The sequence below is a fragment of the Collinsella sp. 4_8_47FAA genome (assembly GCF_000763055.1).
Classification (GTDB): Bacteria; Actinomycetota; Coriobacteriia; order Coriobacteriales; family Coriobacteriaceae; genus Collinsella.
Window position 1 is genome coordinate 410,539 of the sequence record NZ_KN214134.1, and the last position, 21,858, is coordinate 432,396.

General features: G+C 58.2%; 17 protein-coding genes. 16 read left to right on the forward strand and 1 reads right to left on the reverse strand.

Annotated elements, in window-relative coordinates:
* Window positions 1-48: 48 nt before the first annotated feature.
* Window positions 49-1,200 carry a TM2 domain-containing protein gene (locus tag HMPREF9463_RS11045; RefSeq protein ID WP_035136829.1) on the forward strand — a complete coding sequence of 384 codons (1,152 nt, stop codon included), beginning with the start codon at window positions 49-51 and terminating at the stop codon, window positions 1,198-1,200.
* A gap of 160 nt (window positions 1,201-1,360) precedes the next feature.
* Here the strand turns inward: HMPREF9463_RS11045 and HMPREF9463_RS01950 are convergent, their stop codons facing one another.
* Entirely contained in the window at window positions 1,361-2,701 is a 1,341-nt protein-coding gene (locus HMPREF9463_RS01950) for a D-alanyl-D-alanine carboxypeptidase family protein (protein ID WP_035136830.1), read from the reverse strand.
* Window positions 2,702-2,898: 197 nt separating this feature from the next.
* On the opposite strand from HMPREF9463_RS01950, the gene HMPREF9463_RS01955 reads away from it, so the two are divergent.
* The 15 genes from HMPREF9463_RS01955 to HMPREF9463_RS11270 form a co-directional block, all read left to right on the forward strand.
* The gene (locus HMPREF9463_RS01955) at window positions 2,899-3,594 is read left to right on the forward strand and encodes a response regulator transcription factor (protein WP_006234805.1); all 696 of its coding nucleotides are present in this window, start codon (window positions 2,899-2,901) and stop codon (window positions 3,592-3,594) included.
* 26 nt (window positions 3,595-3,620) lie between these two features.
* Complete coding sequence (locus HMPREF9463_RS01960) at window positions 3,621-4,859, forward strand: sensor histidine kinase (protein WP_035136832.1); 1,239 nt, start codon at window positions 3,621-3,623, stop codon at window positions 4,857-4,859.
* A 103-nt stretch (window positions 4,860-4,962) separates the two neighbouring features.
* Window positions 4,963-5,838 (forward strand): phosphate ABC transporter ATP-binding protein PstB, encoded by an 876-nt coding sequence (gene pstB, locus HMPREF9463_RS01965; RefSeq protein WP_192934402.1) that lies wholly within the window; start codon window positions 4,963-4,965, stop codon window positions 5,836-5,838.
* A 64-nt stretch (window positions 5,839-5,902) separates the two neighbouring features.
* Complete coding sequence (locus tag HMPREF9463_RS01970; RefSeq protein WP_052044009.1) at window positions 5,903-6,631, forward strand: response regulator transcription factor; 729 nt, start codon at window positions 5,903-5,905, stop codon at window positions 6,629-6,631.
* 3 nt (window positions 6,632-6,634) lie between these two features.
* On the forward strand, window positions 6,635-8,059 hold the full coding sequence (locus HMPREF9463_RS01975; RefSeq protein WP_035136833.1) for a sensor histidine kinase: 1,425 nt from the start codon (window positions 6,635-6,637) through the stop codon (window positions 8,057-8,059).
* Window positions 8,060-8,254: 195 nt separating this feature from the next.
* Window positions 8,255-8,911 (forward strand): YveK family protein, encoded by a 657-nt coding sequence (locus HMPREF9463_RS01980; RefSeq protein WP_035136834.1) that lies wholly within the window; start codon window positions 8,255-8,257, stop codon window positions 8,909-8,911.
* A gap of 2 nt (window positions 8,912-8,913) precedes the next feature.
* Entirely contained in the window at window positions 8,914-9,651 is a 738-nt protein-coding gene (locus HMPREF9463_RS01985; RefSeq protein ID WP_035136836.1) for a CpsD/CapB family tyrosine-protein kinase, read from the forward strand.
* Between the two features lie 17 nt (window positions 9,652-9,668).
* Window positions 9,669-10,319, forward strand: coding sequence for a tyrosine-protein phosphatase (locus tag HMPREF9463_RS01990; protein ID WP_022094060.1), 651 nt, complete (start codon window positions 9,669-9,671; stop codon window positions 10,317-10,319).
* Window positions 10,320-10,358: 39 nt separating this feature from the next.
* Window positions 10,359-10,859, forward strand: coding sequence for a GNAT family N-acetyltransferase (locus HMPREF9463_RS01995; RefSeq protein WP_035136837.1), 501 nt, complete (start codon window positions 10,359-10,361; stop codon window positions 10,857-10,859).
* Between the two features lie 202 nt (window positions 10,860-11,061).
* On the forward strand, window positions 11,062-13,086 hold the full coding sequence (gene htpG, locus HMPREF9463_RS02000; RefSeq protein ID WP_035136838.1) for a molecular chaperone HtpG: 2,025 nt from the start codon (window positions 11,062-11,064) through the stop codon (window positions 13,084-13,086).
* A gap of 326 nt (window positions 13,087-13,412) precedes the next feature.
* Window positions 13,413-16,178: a YhgE/Pip domain-containing protein gene (locus HMPREF9463_RS02005; RefSeq protein WP_232219723.1), complete on the forward strand. Its 2,766-nt coding sequence runs from the start codon at window positions 13,413-13,415 to the stop codon at window positions 16,176-16,178.
* Entirely contained in the window at window positions 16,179-18,368 is a 2,190-nt protein-coding gene (locus HMPREF9463_RS02010; protein ID WP_035136839.1) for a YhgE/Pip domain-containing protein, read from the forward strand.
* Window positions 18,369-18,707: 339 nt separating this feature from the next.
* Window positions 18,708-19,691 (forward strand): DMT family transporter, encoded by a 984-nt coding sequence (locus HMPREF9463_RS02015; RefSeq protein WP_006234792.1) that lies wholly within the window; start codon window positions 18,708-18,710, stop codon window positions 19,689-19,691.
* 115 nt (window positions 19,692-19,806) lie between these two features.
* Window positions 19,807-21,102: a M20 family metallopeptidase gene (locus tag HMPREF9463_RS02020; protein ID WP_084591739.1), complete on the forward strand. Its 1,296-nt coding sequence runs from the start codon at window positions 19,807-19,809 to the stop codon at window positions 21,100-21,102.
* 194 nt (window positions 21,103-21,296) lie between these two features.
* Window positions 21,297-21,858, forward strand: a 562-nt coding sequence (locus HMPREF9463_RS11270; protein WP_369796784.1) for an MFS transporter, incomplete at its 3' end; no start/stop codon positions are given.

Sequence of the window (21,858 nt, forward strand, 5' to 3'; positions counted from 1 at the left end):
CGTGCTCGTGCACCCCGGTGTGGGGTTCCGAGGGGATGGAGTAGAAATATGGTAAAGGTCGGGCTGCGTAAGCCGAATCTAAAGACATCACTCAAGGCAAGAACGACCGGCAGAGCGAAGCGCGCGGTAAAGCGGGCGATAATCCCCGGCTATGGTAAGAAGGGCATGGGGTGGATCAAAAATCCGAAGAAGGCTGCTTACAATGCCGTATACAGCAGAACGACCGTCGGAGTTGGGGATGTCGCTCGCGCCGTTGCTAAATCAGGCGCTCGGAGCTCGGCGTCAAGGACGTCCTCAATTACTGTTTCATCGCATGAAATTACACCTTTGGCGAAGCCTGAACAGAAATCTCTCACTCGAGAGATTACGTCGGTTGACAGGGCAAACAAGGCGCTTTTGCTATGCTTCCTTCTTGGGTGGTCGGGCGCTCATAGGGCGTATGCACGGATGTGGGGTAGCTTCTTTCTATATCTCTTTACCTTTGGCCTTTTTGGATTTGGTTGGCTGTTTGATATTGTGACACTACTGATGAGACGCTCCGAGCTAAGGCGTCTCGGCGACAGTGATCAGACTCAACAGCAAGCGCCATGTTCCGTTGATTCTACATTCGATCGAAATGTCGCCGACTCCGGAAATTGGGAACAGCGTGGAGATGGGGAGGCTGCGGCTCGGCTAGAGCTTCAACGTAAAAACCGTGCCTATATGGAAGAAAACGGCATCGACGTGGAGATGTTTACCGAGGAAAAGGTCGCGGCGGACGCCTTGCGAACCATTGAGTCGGTATGCCCGTGCATGCTTAGGTTTGACCGAGGCATGAGCGAAGAGGAGCCAAGCATCAGCTTTTGCTCTCCAACAAAGACGGGGAAGATGCCCAAGAATGTCGTCGAGGCCCGCATTTACCATCAGGACGTGAAGCTATTGATGGATTCCCACGGCTTCGAATTGCCGGAGTATGGTGACAGCATCAATGTCATGATTAGTTATCTAGCTGATGGGCGCATAAATAAAGTCGATATCCATGGGTTCCATAATGGCCGCTCCGTTAGTGTTTCCATTCGCAGGCGGAGCGACGATCTTGTTATGACGAGTGCGGGCACCATCGGAGAAACGGGTGCCTGGCAATCGCTGTGTCCTGGGGCAGACCCCTCAGCTGGGGATCTTTTCAGGGCCTTGACCAAGGAGGTCGAAAGGATCTACTAGCATGCCCGGTGGACCCGTTTTCAAGGTCCGAAAAGACACAGCGAAGGTAAACGGCTAGCAATGTCGCTTTGGTGATTCTGACGCATCCCGTTTAAGAGGTATTCAAAAAGAGGCGCCCGTTGGACGCCTCTCCAATCTCAAATGTAATGTTCCCCCAGCCCTACATCTCAGGAGCCTTGGCTACGGTCTCGCTCTCTGCCGCAAGTGGGCGGTTGTCGATGCGGCGGCCCAGGCGGTCGAGCTTCACAAGGAGCCACTCAATGGGATTCGGCCCTGCGCCTTCCTCGTCGGCAACCAGGTCCATAACGGCGATTTTGGTGCCGTCCTGCTTGAGAGTAACGCTGCCCACCTTGTCGCCCACATGCACCGTGCCCGAAAGATCGTCGTAGCTAACCTTTTCGGTCACCTCGCCGGCAAGGGAAAACACGGTCGCTTGCGCCGTAGGATCGGCGAGTGTGGCGTCGATTGTCTTATCCGTCCAGTCGGTTTGGCCAATGCGCGCCATAAGCGGGTTGCCGTTCGCGGTCTTTTCCTGCGTGTTGGCGATTGCGACCGTCACCTTGTGGCCGTAGTACCAGTTGGCAAGGGTGGCGGTATCGGTAAAGCGCTGATCGGTGGTGGTGGAGTTCAAAATAACGGTGTAGATCTCGTCGCCGTCGCGGTTGTAGGCGCTCGTAAAGCAATAGCCCGCGTCGTCGGTGGTGCCGGTCTTGCCACCGATGTTGCCATCTTGGCCCAGCAAATAGTTATGCGTGTCCATGGAATGCGAATGGTCGGTGCCGTCGGCGCCCGTGACCTCGATCCAGGAATCCTCGCTCGCTACGACCTCGCGGATCGTGTCGTTTTTCATGGCCTCCTGCATCATCAGCGCCACGTCATGTGCGGTTGAGTGCATATCGCCAGCCCACTCATCAAAGTCCAGACCATGCGGGTTTTCAAAAAGCGTACCGGTACAGCCGAGCTTCTTAGCGCGCTCGTTCATGGCCTTCACAAATGTGGCCTCGGCGTCTTTGGTCTTAGGGTCGATCTTCTTGCCCACATATTCGGCGAGCACGATGGCGGCGTCGTTGCCCGAGGGAATCATCAGGCCGCGCAGCGCCTGCTCCACGGTAAGCTCGTCGCCTTCGAGCAAGCCGGCGGTCGAATTGCCCACGGTGGCTGCGGCGTTGCTCACCGTGACCTTCTCGTCCATCTTGCAATTCTCGACGGTTAGGATTGCGGTCATGACCTTGGTGATCGAGGCAATCTTGACCTGCTCATCGGCGCCGCGCCCATAGTAGACGGTGCCGTCTTTGCCCATGACGAGGGCATTGGTCGCATCGATATCGGGCAGGTTTTCGGCCGTGATGCCGCGCGCATCGGCGGTTTTGCCGCAAACATTGTCGGTCGTGAGCACTTGGGCGCCGGCGACGGTGGGCACGCCAGCGGCAAGGGCGATAGCGCAGACAAAGCTGGCGGCAAGCTGGGCTGAGCGCTTTGCAAAAGGGGTGAGGGACTTCACGGATTTCGCTTTCGACGGGATGGTCTCTTCTGGAACTAGAGTATATCGTTTGCCGGCGTCGGCGATCATCGCGTGCGTGCGTGGCCCACATCCGCTCCCGAACGGGCACAAGGGCGCTTAAGGCCGACTTAATCACCCACGCTTGTTGTGTGTGGCGTGCGTCGCCTCGGGCATAATGGAGCGCGAGAGGAGCACGCATGAACGAGCGCATACTGGTAGTTGATGACGAGAAGGCCATCGCCGACTTGGTTGGTATCTACCTTACAAAAGAGGGCTTTGATGTCCAGATTGCCTATAGCGGGGCCGATGCTGCCAAGGCGATTTTGGAGCAGGAGTTCGATCTGGCGCTGCTTGATGTCATGCTGCCCGATATCGATGGGTTTGAGCTGCTGCGTACGATCCGTTCCAGCCATACCTATCCCGTGATCATGCTGACGGCGCGCGATGCCCAGCAAGACAAGATCGGGGGCCTTTCGCTTGGCGCGGACGATTACGTGGTTAAGCCGTTCCGTCCGCTGGAGCTCATCGCGCGCGTGCACGCTCAGCTTCGCCGCTACACCAGCTACGGTAGCCGTGCACAGGCGGCCGAGTCGCCGACCATTCAGCTCGACGGCTTGGAGATCAACCGCGATGCTCGTTCCGTGACAGTGGACGGTTCACCGGTTCGCCTCACGCCCACCGAGTATTCAATCTTGCTGTATCTGGTCGAGCATCGCGGCAGCGTGGTGGCCGTGGAGGACCTGTTCCGCGCGGTGTGGAACGAGGACTTTATGCCCGGCTCCAACAATACGGTGATGGTGCATATTCGCCACTTGCGCGAAAAGATCGGCGACGACGCACAAAAGCCACGCTTTATCAAAAACGTCTGGGGCGTCGGCTACATCATCGAATAACGCTTTTCGCTTGTGAGGATCTTGATATGACAAAAGGCGATAGGCAAGCGTTCGAGGTGCCCGATCGGCTCTTTGAATACGTGAGGTCGGTCGTCGACAACCGCGCGCTTGCAACGGTGCTGCTCTTTTTGCTGAGCCTGCTGCTGATTGGCATCGACAACATCGTCGGAATCTTGGCGGTGCTGCTTGTCGGCTTTTTGCTGATCGATCGATTTGAGATCGTGTGCCGCTGCGTGGTGATTGGCGGCGCCGCGTGGGCCATGACGTTGGCGATTGGCGCCATGGCGCTCGGCGGCATCGAAGGGCCGGTGCTGTTCGATGCCGGCTTTGTATTCAACATGCTTGGCTTTGTGCTGGCGCTTGCCGCGTGCGTGCTGTTCTTGTGTGGCCGCGCCCTGTACTACCAGGGCTACGAGCAGGGCGAGCAGCATGCCGATTGTGTGCTGGCCGCTCGTATTCAAGATCGCCTGATCGATCACCCCGACACCTGGGATAACATCGACGGCGACTTCTTGGAGGTCGAGGGCGCCCTTAACCGCGTGCGTGACCGTGAGCGCAAGGTGCAGCAAGCTCTGCGTGACGAGTCGCATCGCAAGGACGATTTGGTCACGTACTTGGCACATGACCTACGCACCCCGCTTGCCAGTGTGGTGGGCTATCTTTCGCTGCTGCAAGAGGCTCCCGAGCTGCCGGTTGAGCAACGTGCGCACTTTACGGGCGTGGCGCTCGACAAGGCGCACCGGCTCGATACGCTCATCGAAGAGTTCTTCGATATCACGCGCTTTGACTTCCACGATATCGTGCTCACGCGCGGCTATGTTGATCTGGGGTTGCTGCTGGCTCAGGTGACTGACGAGTTCTATCCCATCCTCAACGAGCAGCATAAGGAAGTCCAAGTTGATATTCGCGAGGACCTGACGGTGCTCGTGGATGGCGACAAAATGGCTCGCGTGTTCAACAACATCATGAAAAACGCTATTGCCTATAGCTATGAGGGCTCGACCATCACGATCGAGGCCAGACGCCGGGACGGCGGTGGCGTGCGCGTGCGCTTTATCAATCAGGGCGATCCCATCCCTGAGGCAAAGCTCAAGGTGATCTTTGAGAAGTTCTATCGCCTGGATGCGGCGCGTGCGACCAATCGCGGCGGCGCTGGACTGGGGCTTGCCATCGCCAAGGAGATCGTATGCGCGCACGGCGGTACCGTTGCATGTGAATCGACGCCCGAACACACGATATTCACCATCGAGCTGCCCGCCGCATAGCCAGTGTGCCCTTACAAACACTTGACAATGCGCTCACGTGCATATGAGCCGCGATTCCTACTATCGATACTGCTGAATTGATATTGATGTGGAGGTATGCGGTATGACGGCTGCTGCGGCTGTGGAGCCCACGGAGCTTGAAGAACTCATGAAAGCGCAGGCCGAGGCCGCGCACGAGCGCGAGGTTGGGGATGCGACTCGCCCCACGGCAGAGGATCTTGCCGCCTCGCCGACGCGAATCGATGTTGAGGGCCTCGACCTGTTCTATGGCGACCACCATGCGCTCAAGGACGTGAATATCAAGATCCGCGACAAGCAGATTACCTCGTTCATCGGGCCTTCGGGCTGCGGAAAGTCCACGTTGCTGCGCTGCTTTAACCGCATGAACGACGGCATCAAGGACTGCCGCATCGAGGGCAAGATTGCGCTCGATGGTCAAGATATCCTGGGCGACTACGACATCTGCCGCCTTCGCCAGCGCGTGGGCATGGTGTTCCAGCGCCCCAACCCGTTTCCCATGAGCATCTACGACAACGTCGCGTATGGTCCGCGCGGTATGGGTGTGCGCGATCGCGCTGCGCTGGATGAGCTGGTCGAGGACTCCCTTCGTCGCGCTGCGCTATGGGATGAGGTCAAGGACAAGCTCAAAGAGTCGGGTCTGGGTCTTTCGGGCGGCCAGCAGCAGCGTCTGTGCATCGCCCGCGCACTTGCCGTGCAGCCCGACATTCTGCTGATGGACGAGCCGACCTCGGCACTCGACCCTGTGTCGACGCTGGTGGTGGAGCAGCTGGCCTGCGAGCTCAAAGAGACCTGCACGCTCGTGGTCGTTACGCACAATATGCAGCAGGCGGCGCGTATCTCCGATTCGGTCGCATTCTTTTTGCTGGGTGAGCTGGTGGAGCACGCGCCCACCGCGCAACTCTTCAAGAATCCGACCGATCCGCGCACGGCGGATTATTTGACGGGGCGTTTTGGCTGATACCATCTAGTGAAGGTACCTTTAGGGTTAAGATGCGGTCATGCCGGCCGCAAAGGGGTTCAACATGATCTATTACGTCGAGGACGATGACAACATCAGGGATTTGACGGTCTATGCGCTGCGCAAGCAGGGGATTGAGGCCGAAGGCTTTTCGTGCGACGGTGAGTTTAAGGCTGCCGTGGCGCGACGGGTACCCGATGCCGTCCTGCTCGACATCATGCTGCCCGATACCGATGGCTTGGCGATTATGCGTCGACTGCGTGCCGATCGCCTGACGGCGACGGTGCCCATCATGATGCTTACCGCCAAGGATACCGAGCTCGACAAGGTGATGGCGCTCGATGGCGGTGCCGACGATTACCTGACTAAACCGTTTTCGCTCATGGAGCTCGCCAGCCGCTGCCGCGCACTGCTGCGTCGCGGCGGCATGGTCAAACAGGCAAGCGATGTGCTCAGCGTGGGCGACATTGTGCTCTCGCCCAGCCATCGTGAGGTGACCGTTGCCGGCGAGTCGCTTAAGCTCACCCTGCGCGAGTTCGACCTGCTCGAGTACCTCATGCGCAAGCCCGGCGTGGTCTTTACCCGCGAGTCGTTGCTGCAGAGCGTGTGGGGCTGGGACTTCGACGGCGGTTCGCGCACTGTTGACGTGCACGTGCAGACGCTTCGCCAAAAACTGGGCGAGCATGCCAGCGCCATCGAGACCGTGCGCGGCGTGGGCTACCGCTTGGCCGAGCCTTCTGCCGGTGATGGTGCCGAAGGTGACGTCACCGCGGCCACCGCATCGGAGGAGTAACCCGTGGTCTTCGCCCCCCAGGGAAAACATACGCTGTCGCACCGCGTTTTTGTGACGATCTTTGTCTGCGCCATGGCGGTTATCGTGGCGTTTACGGTGCTGGGTGCGTTCTTTGTGCAAAACACCTTGGCGGATGCCACGAGTGCCAATCTGGCGCAGGAAACCGAGCTCATTGCTGCCGCCCTCGACGAGCAGCAGGAGCCCATCCCGTTCTTGCGTAGCCTCGATCGCGAGGACTTGCGCATCACGCTGATTAACAAGGATGGATCGGTTGCCTACGACAACGAGGCGTCGCCTTCCACACTGCCCAACCATGGCGATCGCCCCGAGGTCATCGAGGCCTTTGAGAATGGTTCGGGTTCCGCGGAGCGCGCAAGCTTTACGCTCGACGAGATTATGCTGTATCGCGCCGTCGCCCTTGATAACGGCCAGGTTGTCCGCTTGGCGCAGGCCCAGCCTGGCGTTGCGGCGATTTTGCTGTCGATGGTGGCGCCGATGCTGCTTATCGCAGCAGCGGGCGCGGTACTCTCGTTTTTTATGGCGCGCCGCGAGTCCCGTGCCATCATCGCGCCGTTGCAAGAGGTGGATTTGGACCACCCACGCCGTAGCTATGAGCACGCCTATGCCGAGATGGTCCCCATGCTTGAGCGTATCGAGTCGCAGCGCCAGGAACTCAAGCGCCAAATGGCGGTGCTAGCGGACAACGACCGTATGCGCCGCGAGTTCACGGCGAATATCACCCATGAGCTCAAGACGCCGCTTACGGCGATTTCGGGCTATGCCGAGCTCATCGCAAACGGTATGGTCGAGGGCGAGGGCGACCTGCGCAACTTTGGCGGTCGCATCTATCGCGAGGCGGGCCGCTTGGCAGCGCTTGTCAACGATATCCTTACGCTGTCTAACTTGGACGAGGCCGAGCGTGCAACTGAGGGCGAGGCGGTGCCCATTGGTTCCACGGAGCCTATTGAGCTCTCGCGTGCCATCTACGCGGTTGAGCAGCGTCTTGAACAGGTCGCCCGTCAGGCGAATGTGACGATAAGTCATGAGACCAAGCCTGTGGTCATCGAAGGCGTGTCGCGCTTGATTGACGAGCTCATCTATAATCTGGCGAGCAACGCCATCCGCTACAATCGACCCGGCGGTGCGGTTACGCTGCAGTGCGGCACCAACGACGAAGGCCATCCGTTCCTTGCGGTCGCCGACACGGGAATCGGTATCGCGCCTGAAGAACAGGGCAAGGTATTTGAGCGGTTCTATCGCGTGGACAAGAGTAGGTCCAAGGCGCGCGGCGGAACCGGTCTGGGGCTTGCAATTGTCAAGCATGCGGCCCTGTATCATCACGCCACGCTCGATCTGTCGAGCGAGTTGGGCGTGGGAACCACCATTACGGTGACGTTTCCCATACGGCAGGACGAGCCATTCGCATAGCGATACAACATAGATATTGATGCAGACGCCGCATTTGACTTTCGGGTGCGGCGTTGTTGTGCAATTTTACGATTGCTTCCGACATTTTTACAGGAGAGCCTGTTTCTTATGTATAGAGTTTGGTCTCGGTAAAAAGATGCGATAACATACGGACAGTTTTGTCAATCCGAACTGGGGAAATGAAAGGCAAGCTGCATGACCCTTCTCGAACTGTTCCAGCTGCTGAAGAAGCACCTTCAGCTGGTCATCACCCTTCCGGTGGTCTGCGCGATCGCCATGGGCATCGTGTCCTTCGTTGCGATGGACAACACCTATACCGCGACGACGAGCATGTACATTCTCGCCAAGACCGACGATAGCGGTCAGATGAGCTACAACGATCTCTCGGCGAGTCAGATGCTTTCCAACGATATCGCCACGCTGCTGGATAGCGATAGCGTTAAGAGCGGCGCAGCCAATGAACTGGGCCTCACCGATCTGGATGACTACAAGGTGTCTGTTTCCTCCGAGACCACCACGCGTGTCATTACGCTTTCGGTTACCGGCACCGATGCCAAGGAGACGGCTAAGGTCGCAAAGGCCATGGCCAGCTCGGTGAGTACGGTCGCTCAGAACGTCGGCGCTGCCCAGAGCATCAACGTTATCGACGAGGCTAAGACTCCCGAAGTCCCCAGCGGCCCCAAGCGTATGCTGTACGTTGCTGTCGCGTTCCTCGCGGGCATCTTTATCGCAGTTGCCTATGTCGTTTTGGCAGACATGCTCAACACCCGCATCCGCGGTGCCGAAGAGGCAGAAGAGCTCCTGGGCATTCCCGTTGTTGGCCGAATTCCGGCTATGAAAGGTGGTAAATAGGCATGGCTAAGGCAAAGAACACCGATAAGCTCGTTGTACAGAATGCCGCCAAGACCCTTCTGGCCAACATCCGCTTTGCGAGCGTGGACGACCCCATTCGCACCATCACCGTTACGTCCTCGATTCCCAACGAGGGCAAGTCTACGGTTTCCATCAACCTTGCCCAGGCTATCGCCACCAGCGGCAAGAGCGTCCTGCTGGTCGAGGCTGATATGCGTCGCAGGTCCCTTGCCGATATGCTTGGCGTCCGCTCCCGCGGCGGACTCTATGCAGTCCTTTCCGAGCAGGTTTCTATTGACCAGGCGATTGTCGAGACGGGGCAGAAGAACTTCTACTTCCTCGATGCCGAGCCGCATATTCCCAATCCTGCCGACATCATCGTCTCTCACCGCTTTGCCAAGCTGGTAAAGGCACTGTCCGCCAAGTTCCAGTACGTTATCTTTGATGCTCCCCCGGTCGGCACCTTCATCGATGCTGCCGAGATCGCAAGTCTGACCGACGGTGCGCTTTTTGTCGTGCGTGAGGATTTCACCAAGCGCGAGGAGGCGCTCAACGCCATCGGTCAGCTTAAGAAGTCCGAGAAGGTCAAGCTCATCGGTACCGTTATGAACTACTGCGAGACCGAGACCAGCGAGTACTACTACTCCTACTACACCAAGGACGGTAAGAAGGTGAAGAAGGGCTCCGACGATCAGGGGACTTCCAAAAAGGGCATCTTCACCAACCGAGCAAACGTTTAGTTGATTAAGGCTGACCTATGCGTGACATTCATTGCCATATCTTGCCGGGTGTAGACGACGGCGCCGCCGATCTCGATGAGAGCTTGGCGATGCTCGAGGCTGCCAAGCGGGCCGGTGTAACCAGAATCGTTTGCACTCCTCACTGCCGTGATCCCTATTTTGATTACGACAAGATGTGGGATGCCTTTGAGCTGCTGCGTGATAACGCTGACGGTTTTCCGCTCCAGATGGGCTTCGAGGTCAACCATCGAAAGCTCGTTGAGCTTGGTATCGATGCCGCGGAGCACTTGCATTTCGATGGGACCAACGAGTTTCTGCTCGAACTTTCGACGCATGCCGATGCGTATGCGTTTAGAGAGTACGAGAACACGATTTACGATTTGCAGTGCCGTGGCTACCAGGTGATCATCGCTCATCCTGAGCGCTATCGTGCGGTTCAAAAGGATGTAAGCGTGGCGGAGCGTCTGGTCGATATGGGCTGCAAGCTGCAGGCTTCGGCGGACTTTATTGCCGGCGGTCGCTTTGGTCGCGAGAAAAAGCCGGCACAGCGCCTGTTCGATCAGAACCTGTACAGCTTCATCGCGAGCGATGCCCATAACGTGGGTCATTACGACTGCCTGGCGAAGGCTCGCGCGAAGTTTAGCGTACGCGGAGCTCATTTTCGCTAAAATCTGTCCCTAACGTTCGCATTGAATGAAAGGGCAGCCATGGATATCCAACTTAAGACGGGATGCTTTGATGACGCGGCGTTGGTGCGCCGCGTCGTTTTTATGGACGAGCAGGGCTACGAGAATGAGTTCGACGCTATCGACGAGGATCCAAACTGCATTCATGTGACGCTCTATGTAGACGGCGAGCTTGCCGGTTGCTCGCGCGTGTTTCCCGAAGAGCTTGAGCGCGTGGCTGACGCAGAGGCCCCGGTGTTGCCGGCATGCGACATGGACGAAGGCGTTGCGGCGGGGGAGACCTACATTATGGGGCGCGTCGCCGTGCTGCCGGCTATGCGTCGTCGCGGACTGGCGAGTGCGATCGTGGAGACCAGTGCTTCGTGTGCACGCGATGCCGGCGCCAAGCTTATTAAGCTGCATGCGCAGGAATACGTGCTGCCGCTCTATGTAAAGGCGGGCTACACGCAAATTGCCCCGGTAGATTACGAAGACGAGGGCCAGTCCCATGTCTGGATGGCCAAGCGCGTAGATGGCAGATAGGGACGTTCCTTTTCTGCCGGCAGCTGGGGACACTCCTTGGCAATTGACGCATTGGAGCGCTCGGACATACAGTTTTTCGATTCCGTATGTATATATGCGCGCTATTGGGTTATAAAATCTAAGTCTGAACATAGCAGGTCTGCGATGCGGCTCGGGCAACCGGGCCGTTTTTGCGGACGGGGGTAGCGCGAAAGGACTGCACATGCGTCAATTTAAGACCGAGAGCAAAAAACTGCTCGACCTCATGATCAACTCCATCTACACCAATAAGGAAATCTTCCTGCGCGAGCTTATCTCTAACGCGAGCGACGCCGTCGACAAGCTCAACTTTAAGAGCCTGCAGGACCCGAGCGTCAAGATCAACCAGGGCGACCTAGCTATTCGCGTCTCTTTCGACAAGGATGCCCGCACCATCACGATCTCGGATAACGGCATTGGCATGACCGCCGAGGAGCTCGAGCGCAACCTGGGCACCATCGCCCATTCCGGCTCCGAGGAGTTTAAGACCGAGAACGCCGAGCAGCAGGGCTCCGATGTCGACATCATCGGTCAGTTTGGCGTGGGCTTCTACTCGGCTTTTATGGTCGCCAGCCATGTGAAGGTCGTCAGCCGCGCCTATGGCGAGGATGTCGCCCATGTGTGGGAATCCGACGGTCTTGAGGGCTACACCATCGAGGACGGCGAGCGCGCCGAGCACGGTACCGATGTCATCCTGACGCTGCGCGAGAACGAGAAGCTCGATGCCGACGGCGAGGCCGAGACCTACGATCGCTTCCTGACCGAGTGGGGTCTCAAGAGCCTGATTCAGCAGTACAGCAACTATGTGCGCTACCCGATTCAGATGATGGTGTCCAAGAGCCGCCAGAAACCCAAGCCCGAGGACGCTGGTGACGACTATAAGCCCGAGTACGAGGACTATCAGGAGCTCGAGACCGTCAACTCCATGACGCCGATCTGGAAGAAGCGCAGCTCCGATGTTGAGCAGAAGGACTACGACGAGTTCTACAAGTCTACGTTCCACGACTTTGACGATCCTGCGCGCACCATCAGCTTCCACGCCGAGGGCACGCTCGAGTACGACGCCCTGCTGTTTGTGCCGGGCCGCGCGCCGTTCGATCTGTACAGTAAGGACTACGAGAAGGGCCTGGCGCTCTACAGCTCCAACGTCCTGATCATGGAGAAGTGCGACGACCTGCTGCCTGACTACTATAACTTTGTCCGCGGCGTCGTGGATTCTGCCGACGTGTCGCTTAACATCTCGCGCGAGACGCTGCAGCAGAACCGTCAGCTCAAGGCCATTGCCAAGCGTGTGGAAAAGAAGATTACCGCCGACCTTGAGGATATGCGTGACAACGACCGCGAGGCCTACGAGAAGTTCTTTGAGAACTTTGGCCGCGGTCTTAAGTACGGCATCTACTCGAGCTATGGCATGAAGGCCGATGAGCTCGCCGATCTGTTGCTGTTCTGGTCTGCCAAGGAACAGAAGATGATTACCCTGGTCGAGTATGCCAAGGGCATGCCCGGGGATCAGAAGGCCATCTACTACGCCGCCGGCGACTCGCGTGAGCGCTTGGCCAAGATGCCCGTGGTAAAGGGCGTGCTCGACCGCGGCTATGACGTGCTGCTGCTGACGCAGGACGTGGATGAGTTCACCTTCCAGGCTATGCGTGAGTACGTTGCCGCCGATATGCCCAAGATCTACGAGGACGATGCCGCCCGCGAGGCTGCCGAGAAGGCCGTGGCCGATGGTGCCGAGCCCGAGGTTGAGGATCGTCACCTGGAGCTCAAGAACGTCGCAACCGGTGATCTTGACCTGGCGACCGAGGACGAGAAAAAGGAGGCCGAGGACGCCACCAAGGAGAACGAGGACCTCTTTAACGCCATGAAGGAGGCACTCGGCGACAAGGTCGAGAAGGTTGCCGTCTCCGCGCGCCTGACCGATGCCCCCGCTTGCATCACCACCGAGGGTCCGCTTTCGCTTGAGATGGAGAAGGTACTCCAGAAGGGACCCGAGGGCGCGCCCGACGGCATGCCCAAGAGCCAGCGCGTGCTCGAGCTCAACGCCAAGCACCCGGTCTTTGACAAGCTTGTCGCTGCCCAGAAGGCAGGCGACGCCGACAAGATCAAGCAGTACTCTGGTCTGCTCTACGATCAGGCCCTGCTGGTCGAGGGTATCCTCCCCGAGGACCCCGTTGCCTTCGCGGCGGCTGTTTGCAACTTGATGTAGTTCGGGGATACGGCACCGTAACTAGATTAGAACGAGAGTGGATAATCTCCCACTTTTGGCTCGAATGCGGGCTTGAAGTGGGAGATTTTCCACTCTCGTTTCCTTTTGAATGATCCCTTCGTCCCCAAGGGATCATTTATTTGTGCGGGTTGTGGTTTTGTGACCTGCTGAAATTTAGGATACTGTACATCTGTACGTTAACTCATCTTCGTAGTATATTGCTACCCGCAAAACTCAACACCATTGTGCTTTGAGACGTTAAAGCGCCTACTACAATGGTTGTCGATAGTACGATTCGATTTAACGACAGGATGGATGGTCCAAGCGTGAGTCTCGGCAGCAAACTATCCAATGCAAAGGTGTCCTTTGCGATATTTAAGCGCGACATTAAGCGACTGCTTGTGAACCCCGTCGCCCTGGTGGTTACCCTAGGCGTGTGCGTTATTCCCTCGCTGTATGCCTGGTATAACATCGTGGCAAACTGGGATCCGTATGGAAACACCCAAGGCATCAAGATTGCTATCGCCAACAACGATCGAGGCACCCAAAACGACTTGGTGGGTGAGCTCAACGCTGGCGACAAAGTGGTCGACCAGCTCAAGGAGAATCATCAGTTGGGCTGGACGTTCGTCGACTCGACGGCCGATGCCAAGGAGGGCGTCGAGAGCGGCGAGTACTATGCCGCTATCGTGATTCCCAAGAACTTCTCGGATAACCTGGTTTCGATGCTCGACGGCAACTACCATCAGCCCAAGCTCACGTACTACGTCAATGAGAAGAAGAGCGCCATTGCGCCCAAGGTTACCGATACCGGTGCAAACACCATCGAGGAGCAGATCAACTCGGAATTTGTCTCTACGGTAGGCAAGACTGTTGCCGGTATCGCCAAGGATGCCGGAGTCGATTTAAAGGACAAGGCAACCCAGACTCAGGATTCGTTGGCCGGTTCGGTATCAGAGGCTTCCGATACGTTGGGCGAAGTGCGTGATTCGATTGGCGACATGAATGCCGCCATCGATAAGACGAGTGGTTCCATTGCCTCGGCAGATGCGGCACTTGCCGGTCTGCAGGGTCAGGCGCCGTCGCTGACGCAGGCGATCTCCCAGGGCAATGACCTGCTGGGCGAGGCTCGCGCCACGGCGGGCAACTCTGTCGCCTCGCTCTCCAAGGCGCTCTCGGAAGGCAGCCTTGCGCTCACCAAGACGTCAGCCTCCGCAAACGCTGCGATTGGCAAGCTGACGGGCACGGTCGCATCTACGACTACCCGTATCGACAACTCGCTTGAGTCTCTCCAAGCGACGATCGACCACAATAAGGCCGTTATCGGGCACTTGGAAATTCTCGTCAATGACACGTCGACAGGTTCCAAGGAAATTGACGCGCGCATTGTATCGATCATCGATTTGCTCTGCGAGCAGAATGAAAAGCTTCAGAGCATCAAGGACGGTCTGTCTGCGCAGTCGAGCGCCATGGCGAATGACGCTGCGGCTGTCTCGGGTGCCAGCGACGCTATCAATAATGCAATTCAGACCGGTGCGACCAACCTTGGCCAGGCTCAGACGGACCTGGGTCAAAACGCGCTGCCGAAGGTCTCGAGCGCACTTGATTCGTTTGCCGCCGTCTCGGGTGATCTGACGGGAATCGTGTCTGGCCTCACGCCTACTATTGCAAGTGCGCGCGGTACACTTTCGCAACTCAACGCCACGCTCGGTCAGGCCAAGACCACGCTGTCCCAGACCGATGCCTCGCTTGCCAAGGTCCAGGACAAGCTCGCAACCGCCGCCAACGACATCGCGGCGCTACAGACCTCCGAGTCCATGGGCGAGCTGGCCGGCCTGATGGGCGTCGACGTCGATGATGTTGCAGACTTCATGGCATCTCCGGTCGAGCTGACCTCAAAGTCAATTTACCCGGTCAAGAGCTTTGGTTCGGGCATTGCCCCGTTCTATACCAATCTGGCGCTGTGGGTGGGCGGCTACGTGCTTATCGCTATCTACAAGCTCGAGGTCGACCGCGAAGGCATCGGCAGCTTTACCGCGCGTCAGGGCTACTTTGGCCGCTGGTTGCTCCTGGTGATCCTGGGCGCGTTGCAGGCCATCATCGTTACGGTAGGCGATCTGGTGATCGGCGTGCAGTGCGTCAGCCCGCTGCTGTTCGTGCTGGGCGGCATCGCCATCTCGTTCACCTACGTCAATATCATCTATGCGCTGTCCACCACGTTTAAGCATATCGGCAAGGCTATCGGCGTCATTCTGGTTATCGTGCAGATCCCGGGTTCGTCGGGCATGTACCCCATCGAGATGATGCCAGGCTTCTTCCAGTGGCTGCACCCGCTGCTGCCCTTTACCTACGGCATCAATCTGCTGCGCGAGACGGTCGGCGGCATGTATTCGTTCAACTACCTGTTTAACCTGTGCATTCTGGGCGTGTTCTTGATCGTGGCGCTCTTTATCGGTCTGCAGCTGCGTCCGCTGCTGCTCAACCTTAACCTGCTCTTTGATAAACAGCTTTCCACGACCGGTATGATGATTTGCGAGTCCAACGACCTGCCGCGCCAGCGCTACTCGCTGCGCACGGCCATGCGTGTCATGCTCGATTCCGATTCGTACCGTCGCGAACTGCTCGATCATGCGGTCGCCTTTGAACATCGCTACCCGTACTACATCAAGGGCGGTTTTGCCGCCGTGGTGGGCGTTCAGGTCCTGCTCTTTGTCCTGTCGACGGTTCTCGATATCGACAATAACGGCAAGATCATCCTGCTTGTCATTTGGATCATCTCGGTTATTGCCATCTGCGGCTGGCTTATCAATATCGAATATATCCGCGCGAGCCTCAATACCCAGATGCGCATCTCGGCGCTTTCGGATGAGGACCTGCGTCGCGAGATGCGCGAACACACGGCCGCCATTCCTGCCGCCCGCCACATGTTTGGCCTCAACGCCAGCGAGCGTGGTGCCAAGGGCGGCGATCAGTCCACGGGCCGCTTGCCGCATATCGGCTCGCACCATAAATCTCAGGGCAGCGACAGCACAGCCACAAATGATGGAGATACCACCGCGCTTGGCAAGCACTCCAAAGGAGGTGAGGCATAAATGAAGAACATCCTGCATCTGTTTAAGCGCGATGTCCAAAACGTGTCTCGCTCCGTGATCGGCTTGGTTGTCGTGATGGGCCTCATTATCGTACCGTGTCTGTACGCGTGGTTTAACATCGCCGGCAGCTGGGATCCGTACGGCAACACCGGCAATCTTAAGATCGCCGTGGTCAACACCGATGAGGGCTACGAGAGCGATTTGATCCCCGTCGAGGTTAACGTGGGCGAAAACGTGACCGCCACCCTACGCGGCAACGAGAGCTTCGATTGGGTTGTGCTCAACAATCGCGAAAAGGCTATCGAGGGCGTTAAGTCGGGCGCGTACTATGCTGCCGTCGTTATCCCCAAAACGTTTAGCGCTGACATGATGACGCTTTTCTCGACCGACGTGAAACACGCCGATATCGAGTTTTACGAGAACCAGAAGGCCAACGCCATTGCGCAGATCGTGACCGAGAAGGGTTCGAGTGCCGTTCAGAGCCAGGTTAACGAAACTTTTACCGAGACCATTACGAGCATCGGTCTTAAGACGGTGTCCAGCCTGCTCGATTACATGAGCACCGACCAGGTCAGCAACTTTATCGCCAACCTGTCCTCGACGCTTGGCGACTCGGTTCAGGACCTGCAGGACATCAAGGCCAGCGCTACTTCGCTTGCGGGCATTTTGAGTTCGACCTCCGATTCGCTGACGTCGGCGGGCGGCCTGCTCAAGCAGACCGGAACTACCGATCAGTCGGTGAAGCAGCTGATGGAGCATGCCGAGAGCGGTATTGCCGATTCCGAGCAAGCGCTCAAGGCTGCCAGCGATACCATTGATGCCGCGATTGAAGGAAGTGCCGGGTCGTTCGACAACGTGTCCACCGAGCTTGCAAAGGCCTTTGACGCCGCGAACCAGCATGTCGATCTTACGGTGTCTCAGCTCAACGATGGCGCGGCGTCACTCAATGCACGTGCCGACGAGATTGATGCCGCGGCAGATAAACTCCGTAGTCTTGCTGGGCAGGTGAGTAACGATAAGCTCAAGGCAGGGCTTGAGGACGCGGCTGCTGAGCTTAACAAAACCGCGACGGAGTACCGCAACAATGCCAAGGAGCTGACGAGCATCGCGACGTCGCTCTCGGACAGCATGGCAAAGGTTAACGATGTCCGCGCCGAAACCGACCAGGCGATCGCCGACGCCAAGGCGGGTATCTCGGGTGCCAAAATCGATTACGACTCCACGTTCTCGGCCAAGGCAAAGGAGCTCAAGAAGACCATCTCGGGCGTTTTGGATTCGCTGAACGGTATTTCGAACGATCTGGATAGTGCTGTTGCCGGCCTGACCGACGCATCCGGTTCGCTGGCAAAGGGCCTCTCCAAGGCTGCAAAGCTGGTCAACAAGGCTTCCGATCAGCTGGGTGAAGCGTCCGATAAGATCAGTGCCTTTAAGGACGAGCTCGACGGCGCCCTTATGTCGGACGATCTGGCCACGATCAAGACGATGATTGGCAATGATCCCGAGGGTTTGGCCGTGTCGCTTTCCGGTCCCGTCGCGCTCGATCGCAAGCCGGTCTATCCGATCCGCAACTACGGCTCGGCCATGGCGCCGTTCTACACGATTCTGTCGCTCTGGGTCGGCTCGATCGTGCTGGCGGCCATGATGAAGGTGTCGGTTGACGACGAACTCATCAATGAGTTAATCCCCGTGCGCTTGCACGAGATCTACCTGGGCCGCTACCTGTTCTTTGGCGGTCTGGCCCTGCTGCAGGCAACGCTCGTGTGCGCGGGCGACATCCTGTTCTTTGGCATTCAGTGCGACAACCCGCTGCAGTTTGTGCTGGCGGGCTGGGTCGCGAGTCTCGTGTTCTCCAATATCGTCTACACGCTTACGGTTTCGTTTGGCGATATCGGCAAGGCTTTGGCCGTTGTGCTGCTGGTCATGCAGGTCGGCGGTTCGGGCGGTACGTTCCCCATCGAGATGACCGGCCCTGTGTTCCAGGCGATCTATCCGTTCCTGCCGTTTACCCATGGCATTAACGCCATGCATGCCGCCATGGCTGGCGCCTACCATATGGAGTACTGGGTTGAGCTGGGCATTCTGGCGAGCTATCTGATTCCGTCGCTGGCCCTGGGCGTCGTCTTCCGCCGTCCGGTCATCAAAGCCAACGACTGGATCATCGAAAAGCTGGAGTCGACAAAGCTAATTTAGTGCGGCAACGTTAACGCTGATGTAGCACTAATGCCAGCGAGCGAGCCGCATTTGCGCCAAGGTGACGTGAAATGAAAGGGCGCTGACCTTCTGGTCGCGCCCTTGAAATTGAACGTCAGATTGGCGTGAATGCGGCTCGCGCAGCGACGGCCGGTCCGCCGTTCGGTAGAACGGCGGAACAAAACGCTTTAGTGGGCTGGATTGCGATGCAACGCCGGTTGTTGCTACAGTAGCGGGGCGTGCCGGGGGTCCGGTGCGCCCTGTTTTTATTTGACCATGAGGCGGCACGCAGCCATACGCGTGCGGACACCACGCCAAGATTGAGTGTGAGGATGTTCCATGGCCCAATACGCTGCCAACGAAATCGAAAACATGCCCGATAGCCCTGTCGCACGGGAGGACCTGGGCGCCGGCGGCACCTCCCGCGGCGCCGGCGCGCGTTCCCCGTTCTTCTGGAAGGTCTTGCTGCTATCGGTGGCGGTCATCTGGGGCTATTCCTTTACCACCATGAAAGATGCGCTCGACACCATTCCGGTGTTCGAACTGCTCTATATTCGTTTTCTTCCGGCTTCGCTGGTTATGTTTGCCATCTTCCACAAACGCATCATCGCGCACTTTAATGCCCGCAACCTTATCGTCGGACTTGGTATGGGCGCACTTATGTGGGGCGCGTACGGTTTGCAGACGATTGGCCTGGCACAGACCACGGCGGGCAAGAGTGCATTTTTGACGGGTACCTATTGCATCCTCGTGCCGTTTGCGAGCTACGTCCTAAGCGGCGAAAAGCTTACCCGTTACAACTTGGGCGCCGCGTTGCTGTGCCTGGCGGGCATTGGTCTGGTGGCGCTCGATAGCGTCGAGTTCAATGTCGGCGATGTCATCACACTGGGCGGTGCGGTCTTCTTTGCCATCCAGATGGCGGTGACGGCCAAATACGGTCGCAAGATGGACATCAACGTCATCACATTTTGGATGTTTGTGGGCAATGGCGTCTTGAGCTTGGCAACGTCGCTGCTATTCGAGACCCAAGCGCCCGCGTCCGTGTGGACGCCGAGCTTTATCGGTGTGATGGCGTTTCTATCGGTGGGCTGTACGTGTGTGGCTCTGCTCATCCAAAACGTCGGCCTGGCGCATGTCCCGGCCTCAACGGGCTCGCTGCTCCTTTCGATGGAGTCGCCTTCGGGTGTGCTGTTCTCGGTGCTGCTGATGGGGGAGGCGCTCACCTCGCGCCTGCTCGCCGGCTTCGCGCTCATCTTTCTTTCGATTATCTTGAGCGAGACGCATTTCGATTTTTTGCGTCGAAAGCCGCGTCCGCAATTGTAAACAATTTGTTGCGCCGCCTCCCGGGGCGGCATTTTTTATGCGTCGCCCTTAAAGTAGTACCTTGCACTTTACGCTATCAAAGTGCTTGCTGCAAAAACGTTACTGGAGGGCATCTATGGCACCAGCACCGTCCGATCTTCAACCGCAATCAGCGCCCAAGGCCACCGCGGCGGCGCAGACCGCTATCGGTGACGGTCTTGTTGCAGAAGCTCAGGCTTTTGCAGATGAGCTCGCTGCGTGGCGACACGATTTACATCAGATGCCCGAGCTGGGTAATAGCCTCCCGCAGACCTCTACGTATATCCAAGCGCGCCTGACCGAGATGGACATCCCATTTGCTACGCTCGTCGATGGTTCCTGCGTTGTGGGCCTTGTCGGCGCCGGTGCCGCCGCGGCCCAAGGCAATGGCATCTGCACGAATGAGCAGGCCGGTACGGTCATCATGCTTCGTGGCGACATGGACGCCCTGCCCGTTGCCGAGGAATCCGGCGAGCCCTTTGCATCCACCAACGGCTGCATGCACGCTTGCGGTCACGATATGCACGCGACGGCGCTGCTTGGTGCGGCTCGTATGCTCAAAGCGCGCGAGGCAGAGCTTGTTGATGCCAACGCTACGGTTAAGTTGCTGTTCCAGCCGGGCGAGGAAACCTTTGAGGGTGCCCGCGCCGCCATCGCCGACGGTCTGCTGCAGAACCCGCGCCCTCAGGCGGCCTTTGCCATGCACGTTAACAGCCAATCGCCGCTCGGCCTGGTGCTCTATGGGAGCCCGGCGCTTTCGGGCGTGTATGGTTTCCGCATCACGCTGCAGGGCAAGGGCGGCCATGGCTCGAGCCCCGAGATCTGCATCGACCCCATCACGACCGGCGTCCATGTGCACCTGGCGCTTCAGGAGCTCATCGCTCGCGAGGTGCCGGCCGCCAAGGAGGTCGCACTGACCGTGGGTAAGTTTGCCGGTGGCCAAGCGGCCAACGTCATCCCGGATACCTGCGTGCTCGAAGGCACGCTGCGCGGCTTCGACGTCGAGCTCATGGAGCACCTCAAGACCCGCATCGCGGAGGTCGTTAACGGCGTTGCCACAACATATCGTACGCCGGCGACCATCGAGACGCTTTCGGATGTTCCGCCGCTTGTACTCGACAGCGATATGACTCAGGCGTCGCTTGGCTACGTGGGCGCAGTGCTGCCCAAGGCGGCTTTCTTGCCGCTTTTCCATGCCATGGCGAGTGAGGACTTCGCGCTTATCTCGAGCGAGATTCCGAGTGCGTACTTTACCGTGGGCGCGGCCGTAACCGACACGGACGAACACTTTGCCCAGCACCATCCCAAGGCACGTTTTAACGATGCCGAGCTGCCGCTCGGTGCTGCGGCTTATACCGCCGTCGCTTTGGGCTATATCGCCGACCACCGGTAGCACCCAACCTTGCCTTTCAAGCCTGCGGGCATGGCCATAAGGCCTATGCCCTTGTCTTTCAAGGCAATCTTGGGCACTACCGGCGCCCGGCGCAGGCTATTCGTTTGTTAAATAAGGAGCAGTATGCCCCAGCAGCGTAAGTTCTTCCCCGGCTGGCTCGTGGTGGCCTCCGGCTTCGTGATCATGGCCACGTGTTGGGCTCGCTCACCGTTATCGCTACCTCGGCGGTGCTTGCTGGCATGAGCTTTGTGGGTGAGCTGTGGCAGGTCTACGTGCTCCTTGCCGTTTCCATCGCACTTTCGGGTTCGGGCTTTGGCGGAGCCGTTCTCTCGCCGATCGTGAGCTCGCTTATCGTGAGTGTGGGCTGGCGTTCCGCTTTCCTGGTGCTCGCGGCTATCTGCATGGTGGCGGCGCTGCCCAGCCGCGTCCAAGCAGTTTGGCATGGCCGACCTCGGCAAGGTCACGGGCACCATCACCTCCAAGCTGCGCGCGAGCGTGGCGGGGGAGTAGGCGTCCGTCGCTCTTTTCTGTTCGTCCCGTTCTGTCCGTGGCCGCCTTGGAAGCCGAATGGATGCTCGTACCATCATTCGGTTTCCAAGGCGGCCACGGGCCTACGAAATGATCCCTATTCCTCCGTCCCCAAGGGATCACGTGATCCGAAGGGGACGGAGGAAAAGGGATCACAAACAGCGGCGGCGCGTCTGGCCGAACGAGTCCCCACTACCCTCGTTCGGTCAGACGCGCCGCCGCTGTTTG